This is a genomic window from Cupriavidus sp. 207A1 (genome assembly GCF_057798955.1).
Genome location: NZ_JBYOJO010000011.1, coordinates 41,493 through 56,911 on the forward strand (window position 1 = coordinate 41,493; position 15,419 = coordinate 56,911).

Here is a 15,419-nt window from a genome sequence, read left to right on the forward strand (position 1 = left end):
TCAGCCGGCAAGCCGCCAGGCGGCGCCGGCCAGCCCGACGAGCGCCACGCCGGGCAGCAGGCGCGGCACCGCGCGCGGCGCGTAGGACAGGCCCAGCGCCACGACGATGGCACTGGCCGTCAGCGTGCCCACCCACGACACCGTGCCCATCGGCCCGCCCTGCGCGGCGATATGCAGTCCCAACGCCAGTGCCAGCGCCACCGCGCCCTGCAGGCGCAAGCGCGCCACCGCGCCGCGCGACGGCATGCTGCCGCGGCCATGGATATCGGCATGATGGCGCTCGAGCGACAGCGCCAGCGCGGCAAACCCGGCCAGCGACAGCGCGAACCCAGCCAGCGCGTTCATGCGGCCTCCTGCGTGGTGGCGGCGACGTTGCGCGGCCGCGATGCCACGCGTGCGCCCACGGCTTGCCGGCGGCCCGTGATCCAGGCCGCGGAGCCAAGCGCCAGGCCCAGCGCCAGCGACACCAGGTCGAAGCCGGCCACGGCCGCCGGACCATGCCCCTGCAGCAGGGTCACGCCCAGGTGCGAGCCGGTGGTCAACGCATTGAGCAGCGGGAGGGTGCCGAACAATGCCGCGCCCGCCCACAGCTGCGCGCGCCACATGCCGCGCGTGGGCCGGCACAGCGCCAGCAGCGCGCACGCAGCCCAGGCCATGAAGAACCAGCGGATCTCGGCCTCCGGCCGCTGCGCCATTGCCACCGGCAACAGCCGGTTGGCCCAGAAATAGCTTGCAAAGGCCACCGGCAGGCCGGCGATGGCGCCGATATTGAGCGCCTCGACCAGGCGCAGCCCGAACCCGGGCCGGCCCCGCGCCGCGATCGCCCTGGCCTGCTGCTGGCGCGTGCGCACCGCCCACAGGATGGCGCCGGTGGCGACCATGGCGCAGCCCGCCAGCCCGCACAGGAAGAACAGCGCGCGCAGGCCGGGGGGCGCAAAGCTGGCGATATGCAGGCCGGTCATGACGCTGCGCGTCATTTCGGCGGCGGACTTGTCTTCGGCATACGCGCCCAGCAGGGCGCCGCTGGCACCCGCAAATTCGAGCGCGAGCGGATCGTGCGAGAGCGTATCGGGCTCGGCGCGCGAGAGCGTCACGGTCGCGTTGGCATCGCCCGGCAGGTTGACCACGATGCGGCGCACCTGCCCGCCCTGCCACGCGCGCCCGGCCTGCGCCATCATGTCCGGCACGCTCGCCAGCGGCGCGGCCGTGCCGGCGGCCTTGGGTGGCAGCGGACGCAGCCTGGTCTGCGCCTGGAACGCGCGCAGGTCGCCGCCGTATGCCGCCTCGACGCCCCACGGCATGTACATCAACAGCAGCGTGACCAGCCCGGTGTAGGTGATCATCAGGTGGAACGGCAGCGGCAGCACCGCCAGCGCGTTGTGCGCATCGAGCCAGGAGCGCTGGCCCTTGCCGCGCCGGAACGTAAAGAAGTCGGCAAAGATGCGGCGATGGGTGATTACGCCGCTGACGATCGCCACCAGCATGAACATGGCGCAGAAGCCGGCGATCCAGCGCGCCCACTTGGCCGGCATGTAATGCAGGTCGAAGTGCAAGCGGTAGAGGAACTCGCCGCCGCGGGTCTCGCGCGCGGCCTGCAGCGGCGCACCGGTGGCCGGATCGAGCAGGCGCGTGTCGAAGCGGCGCGGCTTGCCGTCGGCATCGCGCGGCGCCTGCCCCGGCTTGTAGGTCCACAGCACATTGACCGCGTCGCGCCGCGCATCGGGCAGCGTGACGATCCAGCGCGCGGCATCGGGCGCCTGATGCTCCAGATAGCCCAACGCGTTTTGTGCCATCTGCGCGGCCGGAACCTGCGCGGCATCGGCGGGCGCAGTGCGATGCAGCTCCGGCCGCATCCACAGCGAAATCTCTTCCTTGTAGTAACTGGCGGTGCCGCCGCAAAACATCAGGAACAACACCCAGCACACCAGCAGGCCGCTCCAGGTGTGGAGCCATGCCATCGACTGCCTGAATCCCGCGCGCATCACGCCCCCCGTCCGAGCGCCAGCATGGCCGACAGCAGCGCGGCCGGCAGCGCCAGACCCGCCCATGCACGCCAGGCGCTACGCACCGCAAACACCCAGACCGCCGCGCCGGCATAGATGGCGAACGACAGCAGCGTCGCCGTGGTCACGGCATCGTGCCGCGCCATCGGCAGATAGCGCGCCAGCACCGCGGTGGCCAGCGCGGCCAGCGCATAGCCGCCGGCAATGGCGGCAACGGCGCGCACGCCCACGCCCGCGCGATAGCGCCACCCGCTAGCCTGCAGCGCCTTGCTCACGCCGGCACCCGCAGCGCCACATATGCGGCGGCATTTTCAGCGCGAGCGGCGTGGCTGAGAGGACAAAGATGGCAAGCGGCAAAGGAAGCGGCGGGCATAGAGCGATGCGGGCAGGAAACGACCACAAATGATAACAATTCGCATTTCCAACCTCAAGGCAATCCCTGCCCGCCGCCTGGACAGAGCCGCGATTCGTTTTTCAATTTTTTTGAACAACACTGACAATGAATGTCGGCAGAAAGCATCACGGCGTTCGCTATAGTTCTGCTCATGGCAGCGCGACACAAACAAACAGCGCCGCTACATACAATCAACAATTTTGAATTCGTTTTAGGAGAACATCATGTCGAACGCCAAGCTCGAAGTCCTGACCCCGCGCAACAGCCAGTTGATCATCATCGACCATCAGCCGCAGATGGCCTTCGGGGTCCAGTCGATGGACCGCCAGGCCATGAAGAACAACGTGATCGGACTGGCCAAGGCGGCCCGGGTGTTCGACGTGCCGACCACCATCACCACGGTCGAGAGCGATTCGTTCTCGGGCTACACCTACCCCGAGTTGCTGGATGTGTTTCCCGGCAAGCAGACCCTCGAGCGCACTTCGATGAATTCGTGGGACGACCAGAAGGTGCGCGACGCACTGCAGGCCGCCGGGCGCAAGAAGGTGGTGGTGGCCGGACTCTGGACCGAAGTCTGCAACACCACCTTCGCGCTGAGCGCGATGCTGGAAGGCGACTACGAGATCTACATGGTTGCCGACGCCTCGGGCGGCACCAGCAAGGAAGCGCACGACTACGCCATGCAGCGCATGATCCAGGCCGGCGTGGTGCCGGTGACGTGGCAGCAGGTCCTGCTGGAGTGGCAGCGCGACTGGAAGAACCGCGACACCTATGACGCCGTCACCGGCATCGCCAAGGAACACTCGGGCGCCTACGGCATGGGCATCGACTACGCCTACACCATGGTGCACAAGGTCGCGCAACGCACCGCCACGCCGCACGCATCGATCGCCCCGGTCCACGCACCGGTGATCGAGCGCTGATCCACTCAGCCAGCCTCTGACAGGAGACCACACCATGAAGCCAAGCCGAAGCCTCGCCCATGGCGCGCTGCTGCTCGGATGCTGGCTGGCCATCGGCACCTCGAGCCTGGCCGCCGCGGCCATCGTCGCGCAGACGCTGGCCTGAGCGGCGGTACGCTGCCGGCAAGACGCCGCAGCCGCGGCCCGGCTAGCGCCGGTGCGCGAACATCGACATATGCCGGCCGATATGGTCGAGCAGTTCCAGCGCTGCCGCGGGCAGGGGCCGTCCGGCCTTCACCAGCAGCCGGGCCTGGGTGCCTGAAAACAAGGGATGGTCCAAAGGCACCACCGCCAGCGTGCCCGCCGCGATCTCGCGATACGCGGCGAACTCGCCGATCAGCGTCATGTACTGGTCGTAGGCGACGAACTGCTTCAGCGCGGTCAGTGAGTTGCTGACCAGCGTCGCGCGGATCGAGACGTTCTCGGCGAACTCGACCATACGCAAGGCATGGCCAACGCCGAACGATGCCGGCATCATGGCCAGCGGATAGGCCTGCAGGTCGGCGACACTGGCCACGCCGCCGCGCAGCGCCAGCGGGTGGTCGGGCCTGACCAGCAGCACCACCGGCTGCGACGCGCTCGCGCGATACTCGATGCGCGGGTGCGGCGGCGGATTGTAGGCCAGGCCGATATGCGCGCGGCTTTCCGCCACTTCCTCCAGCACGCCATCGACCGCAAGGATGTCCATGCGGATATCCAGGCGCGGATAGCGCGCACAGAACCGTGCCAGCACTTCGTTGACGAGCAGGTCGACATAGCCCTCGCTCAGGACCAGCCTGACCTCGCCTTGCTGCAACCCCTGCAGCGCGTGCAGCTGGTCTTCCAGCTTCTCCTGGTGCGAACGGTAGCCGCGCCAGAATTCCACCAGGTGCGCCGCCGCGGCGGTGGGCCGCAGCCCGCGTGGCTCGCGCTCGAACAGCAGCGCGCCCAGCTCTTCCTCCAGCAGCCGGATCTGCCGCGTGATCACCGAGGGCGATGTGTTCAGGCTGTCCGCCGCGCCGCGGATGGTGCCGTGCGCCAGCACTTCACGGAAGTATCGCAGCCGCTGCTGATTGATCTCTCGCATGTCGAACGCCTGTTCCGCCGTTTTTCCGCAGCGGTAACGATACCCGAACGCGCCTTGCCTTGCTTGCCATGGGCAGCGTGGGCCACCTCGACCGGTGCGTTGCCCGGAACAGAACGAAGTGTGGCCTGAGTTGCTGTTTGCCAGCCCGCCCGCGGCTGCCACGATTCAGCACACGAGGGACACGACCAAGCCCCACCGAGCCCACCGGGCCGCAACCACACCGGAGACAGCGAGCATGCTAGCCATCCCTACCGCGGGCGCCATGGACGGCGCTTCCAGCCTTTACAGCCGGATCAACTGGCGCCTGTTGCCCTTCCTGCTGGTCTGCTACCTGTTCGCCTACCTGGACCGGGTTAACGTCGGCTTTGCCAAGCTGCAGATGCAAAGCGACCTGGGCTTTTCCGACGCGGCCTACGGCGTGGGCGCCGGCATCTTCTTCGTGGGCTATGTGCTGTTCGAACTGCCGAGCAACCTGATGCTGCCGCGGGTCGGGGCCCGCAAGACCTTCAGCCGGATCCTGGTGCTGTGGGGGCTTACCTCGGCCTGCATGGTGTTCGTGCGGGACGTGCCGACGTTCTACGCGTTGCGCTTCCTGCTCGGCGTGTTCGAGGCCGGCTTCGCGCCCGGCATGATCTATTACCTGTCGTGCTGGTACGGTCCGCAACGCATGGCGCGCGCCATCGCCATCGTGTTCCTGGCGGGACCGATCGGCGGCATCGTCGGCGCGCCGGCGTCGGCATGGCTGATGACCGCGCTGGCGGGCTATGGCGGACTGGCGGGCTGGCAATGGATGTTCCTGGTCGAGGGCCTGCCTTGCGTGCTGCTCGGCATGCTGGCGCTGTCGCTGGTGCCGGACCGCCCGGCGCAGGCGAGCTGGCTCAGCGACGCCGAACGGCGCCTGCTGGAAGCCGAACTGGGGCCGGTCGCCGCGCACAAGCATGGCTTCGGCGCCGTGGCCCGCGATCCGCGCGTCTATGTGCTGGCGCTGGCCTACTTCTGCATCATCGCGGCGATCTACGCCATCAGCTTCTGGCTGCCGACCATGATCAAGGCGCAGGGCGTGGACGATACCGTGCGGCTGGGCTGGTACGCGGCCATCCCATACGTGGCGGCCGCGTTCGGCATGTACTACATGGGCCGCAAGTCCGACCGCTCGGGCGAGCGGCGCCTGCACTGCGCGCTGCCGGCACTGGCGGCAGCCATGCTGCTGGCGGCCTCGGTGCTGGCGGACGGCAACCTGGTGGCGACGCTGGTGCTGCTGACGCTCGCCACCATGGGACTGTGGATGGCGTACACCGTGTTCTGGGCCATGCCGGCCGAATACATCCAGGGCCCGGCGGCGGCGGGCGGCATTGCGCTGATCAACACCATCGGCCTGTCGGGCGGCTTCTGGGGACCGGCCACCATCGGCTGGACCAAGACCGCGACCGGCAACCTCCATCTCGGCATGCTGATGATGGCCGCGTTGCCGCTGCTGGCGGCCGTCATCATCCTGTGCAACAAGCTGCCCGCACGCCGCTGATGCGGCATCGCGACGCCGTGATCCCGACCATCACTCACCAAGGAGCTCCCGTGCAACTTCATCTTTCAACCTGGGCGGAGATCGAGCAATACCTGGGCCGCAGCCGTACCATCGTGATCCCCATCGGCTCGAACGAACAACATGGCCCGACCGGGCTGCTCGGCACCGACTGGCTGTGCCCGCAAATCATTGCCGGCGAGGCGGAGCAGCAGGCCGATATCCTGGTGGCGCCGACCTTCAATATCGGCATGGCGCAGCATCACCTGGCATTCGCCGGGACGATTTCGCTGCGTCCGTCGACCTTCATCGCCGCGATCGGTGACTGGGTACGCTCGCTGGCAGGACATGGCTTCGAGAAGCTGTTGTTCCTGAATGGCCATGGCGGCAACGTTGCCTCGATCGATGCGGCCTTCTCCGAGCTCTACGCCGAAGCCAGCTTCGCCAGGCGCCGCGCCGGCTTTGCGCTGAAGCTGTGCAACTGGTGGGACCTGCCTGGCGTGGGCGAGCTGGCGCGCGACCAGTTCCCGACCGGCCACGGCTCGCACGCCACGCCTTCCGAAATCGCGATCACCCAGTGGGCCTTTCCGGATGCGCGCAAGCATGCCGACTATGCACCACGGATCGCGCCCAGCGGCCCGATACGCGAGGCGCTGGACTTCCGCGCGCGCTATCCGGACGGCCGCATCGGCTCGGACCCCGGACTGGCAACGGCCGAGAAAGGCGCTGCTCTGGTCCGGCTGGCGGCGCAGAGCCTGGTCCGGGAACTGGACGCGTTCGGCCGCGAACCGATGCCGGACTGAGGTCGCGGGCAGGCGTATGGGGGGCTGCGGGCCGGGACTGGTTACGTCATGTATCAAGTCCTGTTCCCGCCGATGGCTTTATCGCGTGCCGGCGAGCCCCTAGAGTCTGCCGTGTGAGCCATGACACCTTTGGATTGGGAGCCACCATGTCTGTCCAGCAACGACTCGCGGCGCGCGGCCTGGCACTGCCGCAACCACCTCAACCTTTGGGCAGCTATACCGCGGTCAGCCAGGCCGGCGACCTGCTGTTTATTTCCGGGCAGCTGCCGCTGCAGGACGGCAAGGTGATGTGGCAGGGCCAGGTCGGCAAGGACCTGAGCGTCGACGAAGGCAGGCGTGCCGCCGAACTGGCCGCGCTCAATGTGCTGGCGCAGATCGACGCGCACTTGGGCGGCTTTGCGCGGCTCGATCACCTCGTGCGGGTCGACGGCCACATTGCCAGCGCGCCCGGATGGTTCGCGCAGCCGGCGGTGCTCGACGCGGCGTCGGACCTGTTCCGCGACGTGCTGGGCGACAAGGCCGGCCACGCGCGCACGATCTCTTCGCACCTCCAGCAGCCGGGCAATGCGGCCGTGATCCTGGTGGTCATCGCCCAGGTCCGGCCGGCATGAGCCGACTGCTACGCCGAGAATTTTTCAAGCAGGAAGTCAACGAAGACCCGGACCCGGCGCGTGACATGGCGCGCGGACGGGTATAGCAGCACGAACGGGCGCGCGCTGCCTCCGTATTCGCGCAGCACTTCCACCAGCGTGCCGTCGCGCAGGTCCTGTTCCACCACGAAGCGATAGGTCTGGAACAGGCCGGCGCCGGCGCGCACCAGCGTGGCGCCGCCAAGGATATCCTCCGACGCCGTGTACGTGCCGGTCGTGACGATATCGGTTTCCGTGCCGTCGACCTGGAGGGTCCAGGGAATCCTGCGTCCGCTGCTGGGGCGCTCGAACTGGATGCACTCATGCCGCAGCAGATCTTCCGGCGTTTGCGGCGTGCCGGCCTGCCGCAGGTACGCGGGCGCCGCCACCACCACCAGTTCGGCGTCCTCGAGCTTGCGCGCGATCAGGTTCGAGTCGTCCGGCGCGCGTCCGCGCACGCACAGGTCATAGGTGTCATCGGCGAAATCCACATTGCGGTTGCTGATGTGCACGTCGATCTGGACCTCCGGATACCGGGCCCGGAATGCCGGCAGCACTGGCAACACGCGGTAGTGGGCATACGGCGTCGGCAGGCTGATGCGCAGCCGCCCGGCCGGCGTCGCATGCTGGCCGCCGATCTGCCGCTCGGCATCGACCAGCTGCGCCAGCGCGGCGCGGCTCTGCTCGAAGTACAGGCGGCCTTCGTCGGTCAGGCGGATCTGCCGCGTGGTGCGCACGAACAGCCGCACGCCAAGCCTCTCCTCCAATCGCTGCACGGTACGGCTGACTGCGGGCGGCGTCACGCCGGCGGCGACCGCGGCCGCGGTAAAGCTGCCCAGTTCCGCGGCCAGGCAAAACAGTTCGATGCTGCCGAGCTGGAGGTCATCGAATTGGCGTTTCATGGCTTCCCCCTGCTGGTGACGGACCTCGCCCGGTATCCGGGGCAGTCGCCATCATAGGTTCGCGCCCCGACGAAGTCGACTGACGCGCCCGTGCATTAGTACGCGCCGCGCATAACTGTTTGTCCGGCCGGTGCCTTCGAAAGCCCGACCCGAGCCTCTAGATTGGAACCCATCGGCGCCGCGGGCCCGATCGGCACGCTAGCCGGACCAACCTACATCGAGGTGAAAACATGAGTGCAGCACAGAAAGTCGTCGTCATCACAGGCGCATCGCAGGGCATCGGCGCGGAACTGGTCAAGGCCTTCCGCGAACGCGGCGATCGCGTCGTCGCCACGGCGCGCAGCATCCGGCCGTCCGAAGACCAAGACCTGCTGGCCGTCGCCGGAGACCTGGCCGACCCGGCCACCGCGCGCCGCGTCATCGCCGAGGGCGTGGCCAGATTCGGCCGGATCGATACGCTCGTCAACAACGCCGGCATCTTCGTCGCCAGGCCGTTCACCAGCTATACCGGCGCGGACTACGCCGCGGTCACCGGCATCAACCTGGCCGGCTTTTTCCATATCACGCAGCTGGCCGTCGCCGAGATGGAGAAACAGCGCAGCGGCCACGTGGTCAGCATCACCACCAGCCTGGTCGACCATGCCCTCAGCGGGGTGCCATCGGTGCTGGCGTCACTGACCAAGGGCGGCCTGAACGCGGCCACCCGGTCGCTGGCGATCGAATACGCCCGCACCGGCATCCGCGCCAACGCCGTCTCGCCCGGCATCATCAAGTCGCCGATGCACCCGGCCGAGACCCACGCGGCCCTGGGCGCGCTGCACCCGATGGGCCATATGGGCGAGATGCGCGATATCGTCGACGCCGTGCTGTACCTGGATTCGGCGCCGTTCGTGACCGGCGAGATCCTGCACGTCGACGGCGGGCAGAGCGCCGGCCATTGACCACGCGGCATGCGACCGCGGCAGCCCAGGGCTGCCGCGGTCATGACATGCAGGATGGGGGCTGCCTCGCGATGAGGCAGCCCCTTGCTTCAGACCAGCCGGGTCTCGACGTGGATGTTGCCGCCCAGCGCCCTGGAGTACGGGCAGGTCTGGTGCGCGGTATCGACCAGTGCCTGCGCCAGCTCGCGCTCGATGCCGGGAATGCTGACATTGAGTCGGGCCTGCAGCAGGTAGGCGTCGCCCGCCGTGCCCAGGTCGACCTCGGCGTCGACCGACAGGTCCGACGGCAGCTTGACCTGCCGCTTGCCGGCGGCCAGCCCGATCGCGCCGATAAAGCACGCCGACCAGCCCGCTGCCAGCAATTGCTCCGGGTTGGTGCCCGCGCCGCGCGAGCCTGGCGAGGACAGCTGCAGGTTCAGGCGGCCGTCGTCGCTGCGCGCCTCGCCGTCGCGGCCGCCCGCGGTGATGTGGACCTTGCCGGTGTACAGCACTTTCTCGATACGGGTCATGTCTGGTTCCTGTTGGATGGTGTTGGTGGTGATGAAGCAGGCCGGCGCGCCGGCCCGCACGGCTCAGGCGTAGGCGCCGTCGAGATACGGATCGACGCTGCGCGCCGGGTCCGCCGACACACCGCTGCGGTCGAGCCCGGCCACGGAGCGGGCGCCGTCGGTGTAGGGATCGACGTTGCGGGCGCCATCGCTGTACGGGCTGCGCGGCTCCTGCACCGAGCGCGCGCCCTCGCTGTACGGGTCGCGGGCATCCACCGCGCTGCGGGCACCGTCGGTGAACGGGTCGCGTGCGCCGGCGGCAGAGAAGCTGGCGGCCTGGGCGCCGGCAGCGGCGGCAGCGAGGGCGAGGGCGAGGACAAAGCGGCGGGCGATTTGGGTAGTCATGATCGGCTTCCTTAAGTACACGTTGAGGGTTGAGCGGGCCGGCTTTCGCTTTCGGGGTATCCGACGCCGCGGCCACGGAACGTATTTAAGGTGACCGGTGTATCGGCCATGTAGCCAATGCGGGCCGCCTTTGTCAGCCGCCGTGTCGCAGCGGAGGCGGGATACAAAGCGGTACAAAGTGACGGCCTGGCGCGCGACCGTCGCCGCGGCTAACTGGCTGCCGCGCCTTGCCCGGCACCCAGGCCGAGGCGCCCTGCCTCCTCGCGCAGCGCGCGCACAAACGCGTGCACGACCTCGCCCGCCCCGCCCTGGCGCCATACCGCGCCCACCGGCCCGAACGATTCGGCGTCGGCCACCGGCAGCACGCACAGCAGACCCAGCGCTTCGAGGTGGCGCGCCATCGCGCCGGAACAGACCCCGATGTAATCGGTGCCGCGCAGCACCGACTCCAGCGTCAGCACGGAACCGGTTTCCACGCGCGGCTGCAGCCCGGCAGCGCCGCGTTCCAGCAGCACGGTGTCGAGCCGGGTCCGCATCAGCGTTTCGCGCGGCGGCATCGCCCACGGAAAATCGAACAGGTCGCGCCAGGCGATGCGCTGGCGTCCGGCCAGCGGATGATGACGTGCCACCACCACGCCGATGCCATCCTCGAACAGCACCTCGTGCGCCAGGTGGGGGCCATAGGCACGCGCGTCGATGGAGCCGACGATGACGTCGTAGTCGCGCCGCTCGAGCCGCTCCAGCAAGGTATTGAAGACGCCTTCCGTGACCGCGATCTGCACGTTGGGCTGCGCCTGCTGGAAGCTGACGATGGCGCGCGGCACCAGGTGCGCCACGCCGGCAAAAACGCTGCCCACATGCAGCCGCGCCACCGCGCCCTTGGCAATCGAGCCCAGTTCTTCATGTGCGCGCGACACCTCGCCCAGCACGCGGACCGCCAGCTTGCGCACCGCCTCGCCGGCGGGCGTGAGCTGCAGCCGCCGCCCGCGCACCAGCAGCCGCGCGCCGGCGAGCGCTTCCATCTCGCCCAGCCAGTGCGACATCGCCGATTGCGTCATGTGCAGCCGCTGCGCCGCCGCGGACAGCGTCCCGGCGTCCAGCAGGATCAGGAAGGATTCGAGATGCCGCATGCGCAGCCGGCGCGCCCAGGCCACGCTATCCGCAGGTTCAGTCATGAGTGTTTACTAATATATCTATCGGAACAATTCACTGGCGCTCATGGTAAGCCAATTCAATAATGCGCAGGAGTTCCCGGGCCTTCTCAGCTTCCTCACATTGTTCTCAGGCTTTATACCTATGAAGAAACTCTCAGTTGTTTCGCACCTGGCCGTGGCGGCAATCGGCCTGGGCCTGGCGCTGCCCGCCTGGAGCTGCGGCGAGGCGGGCTCGAACCGGCCCATCCGCCTGGTGGTATCCCAGCAAGCCGGCGGCAGCACCGACACCATCGCGCGCATGTGGGCCGAGCATGCCGGCAAGGAACTCGGCACCACGGTGGTGGTGGAGAACAAGCCCGGCGCCGGCGGCGTCATCGCCGCCAAGTCGGTGCTGGCGCAACCGGCGGACGGCTGCACGCTGTTCCTGGCGGGCGTGTCGCAGATGGTGCTGAACAAGTTCGCCTACGCGCCGCTAGCCTATTCGCCCGAGAAGGATTTCACACCGGTGGCGACGCTGACCAACGTGCCGTTCGTGCTGGTGGCCAATCCGCAGACCGGGCTACGCACGCTGGACCACCTCAGCGAAGCGGCGCGCGCCAAACCCGGTGCGATCAATTTCGCCTCGTCGGGACTTGGCAATTCGACCCACCTCGTGGTCGAGATGCTGCTCAAGCAGCGCGGCCTGCGCATGACCCACGTCCCCTACAAGGGCGAGCCTGACGGTGTGATCGCCACGGTCTCGGGCGAAACGCAGGTGATGGCGCCGGTGCTCAGCACCGCCTTGCCGCAGATTCGCGCCGGCAAATTGGTGCCGCTGGTGGTGTTCGCCGCCAAACGCGTGCCGGACCTGCCCGACGTGCCGGCAGCGCCGGAAATCGGGCTGAAGGGCTTCGAGGACATCGGCTGGTCGGGCATCGCCGCCAAGGCCGGCACGCCCGCGGAACCGATCCGGCGCATGCATGCGGCCACGCAGAAATTCCTCTCGGATCCCACGGTGGTCGACAAGCTCCGCGCGATGCAGGTCACGCCGATGCCAGGCCCGGTCGGCAAGCTGGCCGAGCTGACCGCGCGCGACACGGTCAAGTGGAAGGACGCCATCGGCGACCTGAACCTGCGCGCCAACTGAAGCCCACCCGACACCAGATCCCGAGGTAACAATGAAAAAAGGCATGGTCGTCTGCCCGCAGCCCGAGGCGGCGGAAGCAGGCATCGAAATCCTGCGGGCCGGCGGCAATGCGGCGGACGCCGCGGTCGCCTGCGCGTTTGCCCAGGCCGTGGTCGATCCGCTGATGTGCGGCATCGCCGGGTTCGGCACGGCCGCGGTGTATATGCCGTCGCACCAGGCACACGAGTACATCGACTTCCACGCCACCGCGCCGGCACGCGCCACCCCGGACATGTGGGCCGACAAGCTGGAAGGCGAGGCCCGCGACGGCTTCGGCTTCTTCGTCAAGGACCGGCTCAACGACATCGGCTACCAGTCGGTCGCCACGCCGGGCACGCTGCGCGGCCTGGAGGCAATTCACCGCGGCTATGGCAGGCTGCCGTGGCGGGAAGTCATCGCGCCGGCGATCCGCTGGGCGCGCCAGGGCTATTTCGTGCGGCCGGGGATGTATTCGTTCTGGATCGACGAGGGCACGCTGGGCCGCGCCAGCAACCGTGAACGCCTGGCGTACAGCGCCGATGGCCGGCGCCTCTATTGCCGTGAAGACGGCTCGCCCAAGACCATCGGCACGCCGCTGCACAATCCAGATTTCGGCGACACGCTCGAGCAGATCGCGCGCGAGGGCGCGGACGCGTTCTATCTGCACGATATCGCCGGGCGCATCGTCGCCGACATGGAGGCCAACGGCGGGCTGCTGTCGCGCGCAGACCTGGCGGGCTACCGGGTCGAGCGCACCGCGCCGCTGGCCGGCACCTATCGCGACCGCACCATCACCACCAACCAGCCGCCGGGCGGCGGCGTGATGCTGATCGAGATGCTGAACATCCTCGAGCGCTTCGACCTGGCCCGGATCGGCCACAACACCGCGGAATACCTGCGCATTGTCTGCGAGGCGATGAAGGCGGCCACGCGCGACAAGGATCTGCACGTCGGCGATCCGGCCTTTGTCGAGGTGCCGCTGGCGCGCCTGCTCGACAAGGGCTATGCCCGCGAGCTCGCCGCGGGCATCGTTGCCGGCGACAGGATCGACATTGCCCGCGTCAATCCCGGCCATGTGGTGCCGCGCGATACCACGCATCTGTCGGTGGTCGATGGCGAGGGCAACTGCATTGCGCTGACGCATTCGCTGGCGATGCCGTCGGGGGTCATGACGCCGGGCCTCGGCTTCCTGCACAACGGCTGCATGGGCGTGTTCGATCCGCGCCCGGGCCGCGCGGGCAGCATCGCGCCGGGCAAGCGGCGCTTCACCTCGTCGTGCCCTTCGATCGTGTTCCGCGACGGCAAACCGGAGATCGTGCTTGGCGCACCGGGCGGCACCCAGATCGCGATGGGCGTGCTGCAGGCCATCCTGAACGTGGTGGACTTCGGCATGGCGATGCAGCCCGCCGTGTCGGCGCCACGCTTCTCGTCGACCAGCAATGCCATCGACGTCTGCAACCGGATTCCGCGCTATCTCACCGCGGAACTGGAAGCGCAAGGCTATGAGGTGATTCGCAATCCGTACAACTACACCATTGCCTGGGTGCACGCGATCCGGCTGGTGAACGGCGAGCTCGATGGCGGCGCGGACCCCGGGCGCGACGGGGTGGCGCTGGAGACGGCGATCGCCTGAGCGGGTGTCGCAGAACGGAAATCACGCCTGCCGAAAAATTTTCCTTGTAATGAGATCGATTCCCATTTACTATTCGATCACTGCCTGACGCACGGTGCACCGAAGCAAGCACCGGACGGCGCGGGCAGACCGGCCAGGCTGGCACCGCGCGGCACGCGTCGGCACCCAGCGCTGGCAGGCACGACAGATTTCCGGATGCCGTCCTCGCGGCCTTCGATACCGACTTTTGTGGGGACCGCTCCGTCACGCGGAGCGTTTGGTAGTAGCCAGTCTCCGGAAGATCGGGAAAGCAACCAGACCCCGCTTTCCCGATCGCGTCTTCCGGCGGCAAGCCAGGCCACCTTTTTATTCCGCGCGCCGTGCAGGCACGTCGCGCCGCCAGGGACGAGGGCGCCAGCGCCCGGCCGGCCCTGGCGCTTCCCGCCTGAAATTCCGCCAAGCCACCGACGCCGTGCCCCGTGCGGCGCCAGGCCGGGCGCCGCCCTGACTGCGGGGCGCCAGCCGCAGCATGCCTATGCCATCCGCCATGTCATCCGAGAGCACCAACCCGAGCCATCTCAAGCGCGCCGGCCTGAAGGCGACGTCGCCGCGGATGCGCATCCTCGAAGTGTTCCGCACCAGCGCCAGGCGCCACCTGAGCGCGGAAGATGTCTACCGCATCCTGCTCACGCAGGACGAGGATGCCGGGCTGTCGACGGTCTATCGCGTGCTCAACCAGCTGGTGCAGGCCGATATCCTGCTGCGCCACAGCTTCGAGTCGGACCACGCCGTATTTGAACTGAACGAAGGCGGTCACCACGACCACCTGATCTGCGTGGCGTGCGGCCGCGTGGAGGAATTCCGCGACGAGCGCATCGAGCAGCGCCAGCGCCAGGTCGCCGCCGACAACGCCTTTGAGCTGCGCGAGCATATGCTGGTGCTGTATGGCGTGTGCCCGCAATGCCGCGCCGGCGCCGCCGACGAAGCGCGCGTGCCGGAACTGCCGGCCAGCGCCTGATCCCCCGCCGCATGTTGCGCGCCTGACGGAGCCATCCATGGAGCGCCTGACCAAACCCCTGTCCGAACTGAAGCACCTGATCAACCTGTGCCTGCGCCAGGAACCTGGCTGCCAGGACTGCCAGCTGCGCGCGGTGTGCGTGCACCGCCCCGACCACACCGGCTGCAACTGGAGCGCCGAGGTCGATTTCCCCGAACGCAGCGAAGCCGACGCCGTGCGTCACTGGCGCCAGGCCCGTCGCGTGGTGATGATGGTGCGCGAGCAGTACAACGTGGGCACCGCGGCGCAGGCCTGAACCGGCCGCGCAGGTCAGATATCGAGTTGTGCCGCCGTGATGCCGAGCGCTGCGGCAATCCGCGTTTTTCTTATCTGGCCCGCG

General features: G+C 68.3%; 17 protein-coding genes. 9 read left to right on the plus strand and 8 right to left on the minus strand.

Annotated features, from left to right (window positions below; translation table 11 throughout):
* From AC3FMM_RS20090 to AC3FMM_RS20100, 3 genes are read right to left on the minus strand one after another with little or no spacing between them, the layout of a single operon-like run.
* Nucleotides 1-345, minus strand: a complete 345-nt coding sequence (locus AC3FMM_RS20090) for a DUF3325 domain-containing protein (RefSeq protein WP_116313680.1) — start codon at nucleotides 343-345, stop codon at nucleotides 1-3.
* Nucleotides 342-1,982, minus strand: a complete 1,641-nt coding sequence (locus tag AC3FMM_RS20095; RefSeq protein WP_488687353.1) for a PepSY-associated TM helix domain-containing protein — start codon at nucleotides 1,980-1,982, stop codon at nucleotides 342-344. Before AC3FMM_RS20095 ends, AC3FMM_RS20090 begins: the two co-directional genes overlap by 4 nt.
* Nucleotides 1,982-2,278 (minus strand): DUF3649 domain-containing protein, encoded by a 297-nt coding sequence (locus AC3FMM_RS20100; protein WP_252680337.1) that lies wholly within the window; start codon nucleotides 2,276-2,278, stop codon nucleotides 1,982-1,984. Before AC3FMM_RS20100 ends, AC3FMM_RS20095 begins: the two co-directional genes overlap by 1 nt.
* 343 nt (nucleotides 2,279-2,621) lie before the next feature.
* Here AC3FMM_RS20100 and AC3FMM_RS20105 point away from each other — a divergent pair, with 343 nt between their 5' ends.
* Complete coding sequence (locus AC3FMM_RS20105) at nucleotides 2,622-3,320, plus strand: hydrolase (RefSeq protein ID WP_115682157.1); 699 nt, start codon at nucleotides 2,622-2,624, stop codon at nucleotides 3,318-3,320.
* Nucleotides 3,321-3,507: 187 nt separating this feature from the next.
* On the opposite strand, the gene AC3FMM_RS20110 is transcribed toward AC3FMM_RS20105, so the two are convergent.
* A complete protein-coding gene (locus AC3FMM_RS20110; protein WP_116314711.1) occupies nucleotides 3,508-4,425 on the minus strand; it encodes a LysR family transcriptional regulator in 918 nt (305 codons plus the stop codon).
* Nucleotides 4,426-4,660: 235 nt separating this feature from the next.
* Here AC3FMM_RS20110 and AC3FMM_RS20115 point away from each other — a divergent pair, with 235 nt between their 5' ends.
* The 3 genes from AC3FMM_RS20115 (at nucleotide 4,661) to AC3FMM_RS20125 (ending at nucleotide 7,358) form a co-directional block, all read left to right on the plus strand.
* Nucleotides 4,661-5,947, plus strand: coding sequence for an MFS transporter (locus tag AC3FMM_RS20115; RefSeq protein ID WP_115711890.1), 1,287 nt, complete (start codon nucleotides 4,661-4,663; stop codon nucleotides 5,945-5,947).
* Nucleotides 5,948-5,997: 50 nt separating this feature from the next.
* Nucleotides 5,998-6,747, plus strand: a complete 750-nt coding sequence (locus AC3FMM_RS20120) for a creatininase family protein (RefSeq protein WP_115711888.1) — start codon at nucleotides 5,998-6,000, stop codon at nucleotides 6,745-6,747.
* A 146-nt stretch (nucleotides 6,748-6,893) separates the two neighbouring features.
* Nucleotides 6,894-7,358: a RidA family protein gene (locus AC3FMM_RS20125; protein ID WP_488687354.1), complete on the plus strand. Its 465-nt coding sequence runs from the start codon at nucleotides 6,894-6,896 to the stop codon at nucleotides 7,356-7,358.
* Nucleotides 7,359-7,366: 8 nt separating this feature from the next.
* Here the strand turns inward: AC3FMM_RS20125 and AC3FMM_RS20130 are convergent, their stop codons facing one another.
* Nucleotides 7,367-8,278 carry a LysR family transcriptional regulator gene (locus AC3FMM_RS20130; RefSeq protein ID WP_488687355.1) on the minus strand — a complete coding sequence of 304 codons (912 nt, stop codon included), beginning with the start codon at nucleotides 8,276-8,278 and terminating at the stop codon, nucleotides 7,367-7,369.
* A 230-nt stretch (nucleotides 8,279-8,508) separates the two neighbouring features.
* Between AC3FMM_RS20130 and AC3FMM_RS20135 the strand changes: the two genes are divergently transcribed.
* Nucleotides 8,509-9,219 (plus strand): SDR family NAD(P)-dependent oxidoreductase, encoded by a 711-nt coding sequence (locus AC3FMM_RS20135; protein ID WP_115682151.1) that lies wholly within the window; start codon nucleotides 8,509-8,511, stop codon nucleotides 9,217-9,219.
* An 89-nt stretch (nucleotides 9,220-9,308) separates the two neighbouring features.
* Here AC3FMM_RS20135 and AC3FMM_RS20140 read toward each other — a convergent pair whose 3' ends face one another.
* The 3 genes from AC3FMM_RS20140 to AC3FMM_RS20150 form a co-directional block, all read right to left on the minus strand.
* A complete protein-coding gene (locus tag AC3FMM_RS20140; protein WP_116314712.1) occupies nucleotides 9,309-9,728 on the minus strand; it encodes an organic hydroperoxide resistance protein in 420 nt (139 codons plus the stop codon).
* Nucleotides 9,729-9,791: 63 nt separating this feature from the next.
* Nucleotides 9,792-10,112: a hydroxyquinol 1,2-dioxygenase gene (locus tag AC3FMM_RS20145; protein WP_488687356.1), complete on the minus strand. Its 321-nt coding sequence runs from the start codon at nucleotides 10,110-10,112 to the stop codon at nucleotides 9,792-9,794.
* Between the two features lie 209 nt (nucleotides 10,113-10,321).
* On the minus strand, nucleotides 10,322-11,287 hold the full coding sequence (locus tag AC3FMM_RS20150) for a LysR family transcriptional regulator (protein ID WP_240987744.1): 966 nt from the start codon (nucleotides 11,285-11,287) through the stop codon (nucleotides 10,322-10,324).
* 121 nt (nucleotides 11,288-11,408) lie between these two features.
* Between AC3FMM_RS20150 and AC3FMM_RS20155 the strand changes: the two genes are divergently transcribed.
* The 4 genes from AC3FMM_RS20155 to AC3FMM_RS20170 all read left to right on the plus strand — a co-directional run bounded on the left by AC3FMM_RS20155 (nucleotide 11,409) and on the right by AC3FMM_RS20170 (nucleotide 15,335).
* Nucleotides 11,409-12,392 carry a Bug family tripartite tricarboxylate transporter substrate binding protein gene (locus AC3FMM_RS20155; protein WP_115711884.1) on the plus strand — a complete coding sequence of 328 codons (984 nt, stop codon included), beginning with the start codon at nucleotides 11,409-11,411 and terminating at the stop codon, nucleotides 12,390-12,392.
* A gap of 43 nt (nucleotides 12,393-12,435) precedes the next feature.
* Entirely contained in the window at nucleotides 12,436-14,043 is a 1,608-nt protein-coding gene (gene ggt / locus AC3FMM_RS20160) for a gamma-glutamyltransferase (RefSeq protein WP_488687357.1), read from the plus strand.
* Nucleotides 14,044-14,551: 508 nt separating this feature from the next.
* Nucleotides 14,552-15,040 carry a ferric iron uptake transcriptional regulator gene (fur, locus tag AC3FMM_RS20165; protein ID WP_115711880.1) on the plus strand — a complete coding sequence of 163 codons (489 nt, stop codon included), beginning with the start codon at nucleotides 14,552-14,554 and terminating at the stop codon, nucleotides 15,038-15,040.
* A gap of 37 nt (nucleotides 15,041-15,077) precedes the next feature.
* Nucleotides 15,078-15,335 (plus strand): hypothetical protein, encoded by a 258-nt coding sequence (locus AC3FMM_RS20170; RefSeq protein WP_062804044.1) that lies wholly within the window; start codon nucleotides 15,078-15,080, stop codon nucleotides 15,333-15,335.
* The last annotated feature ends 84 nt before the right edge of the window (nucleotides 15,336-15,419 follow it).

Coding starts and splice junctions, on each gene's coding strand:
- AC3FMM_RS20150 (WP_240987744.1), bottom strand. CDS start 11,287: ATGACTGAACCTGCGGATAGCGTGGCCTGGGCGCGCCGGCTGCGCATG.
- AC3FMM_RS20170 (WP_062804044.1), top strand. CDS start 15,078: ATGGAGCGCCTGACCAAACCCCTGTCCGAACTGAAGCACCTGATCAAC.
- AC3FMM_RS20130 (WP_488687355.1), bottom strand. CDS start 8,278: ATGAAACGCCAATTCGATGACCTCCAGCTCGGCAGCATCGAACTGTTT.
- AC3FMM_RS20135 (WP_115682151.1), top strand. CDS start 8,509: ATGAGTGCAGCACAGAAAGTCGTCGTCATCACAGGCGCATCGCAGGGC.
- AC3FMM_RS20155 (WP_115711884.1), top strand. CDS start 11,409: ATGAAGAAACTCTCAGTTGTTTCGCACCTGGCCGTGGCGGCAATCGGC.
- AC3FMM_RS20095 (WP_488687353.1), bottom strand. CDS start 1,982: ATGCGCGCGGGATTCAGGCAGTCGATGGCATGGCTCCACACCTGGAGC.
- AC3FMM_RS20125 (WP_488687354.1), top strand. CDS start 6,894: ATGTCTGTCCAGCAACGACTCGCGGCGCGCGGCCTGGCACTGCCGCAA.
- AC3FMM_RS20105 (WP_115682157.1), top strand. CDS start 2,622: ATGTCGAACGCCAAGCTCGAAGTCCTGACCCCGCGCAACAGCCAGTTG.
- AC3FMM_RS20145 (WP_488687356.1), bottom strand. CDS start 10,112: ATGACTACCCAAATCGCCCGCCGCTTTGTCCTCGCCCTCGCCCTCGCT.
- AC3FMM_RS20110 (WP_116314711.1), bottom strand. CDS start 4,425: ATGCGAGAGATCAATCAGCAGCGGCTGCGATACTTCCGTGAAGTGCTG.
- ggt (WP_488687357.1), top strand. CDS start 12,436: ATGGTCGTCTGCCCGCAGCCCGAGGCGGCGGAAGCAGGCATCGAAATC.
- fur (WP_115711880.1), top strand. CDS start 14,552: ATGCCTATGCCATCCGCCATGTCATCCGAGAGCACCAACCCGAGCCAT.
- AC3FMM_RS20115 (WP_115711890.1), top strand. CDS start 4,661: ATGCTAGCCATCCCTACCGCGGGCGCCATGGACGGCGCTTCCAGCCTT.
- AC3FMM_RS20090 (WP_116313680.1), bottom strand. CDS start 345: ATGAACGCGCTGGCTGGGTTCGCGCTGTCGCTGGCCGGGTTTGCCGCG.
- AC3FMM_RS20140 (WP_116314712.1), bottom strand. CDS start 9,728: ATGACCCGTATCGAGAAAGTGCTGTACACCGGCAAGGTCCACATCACC.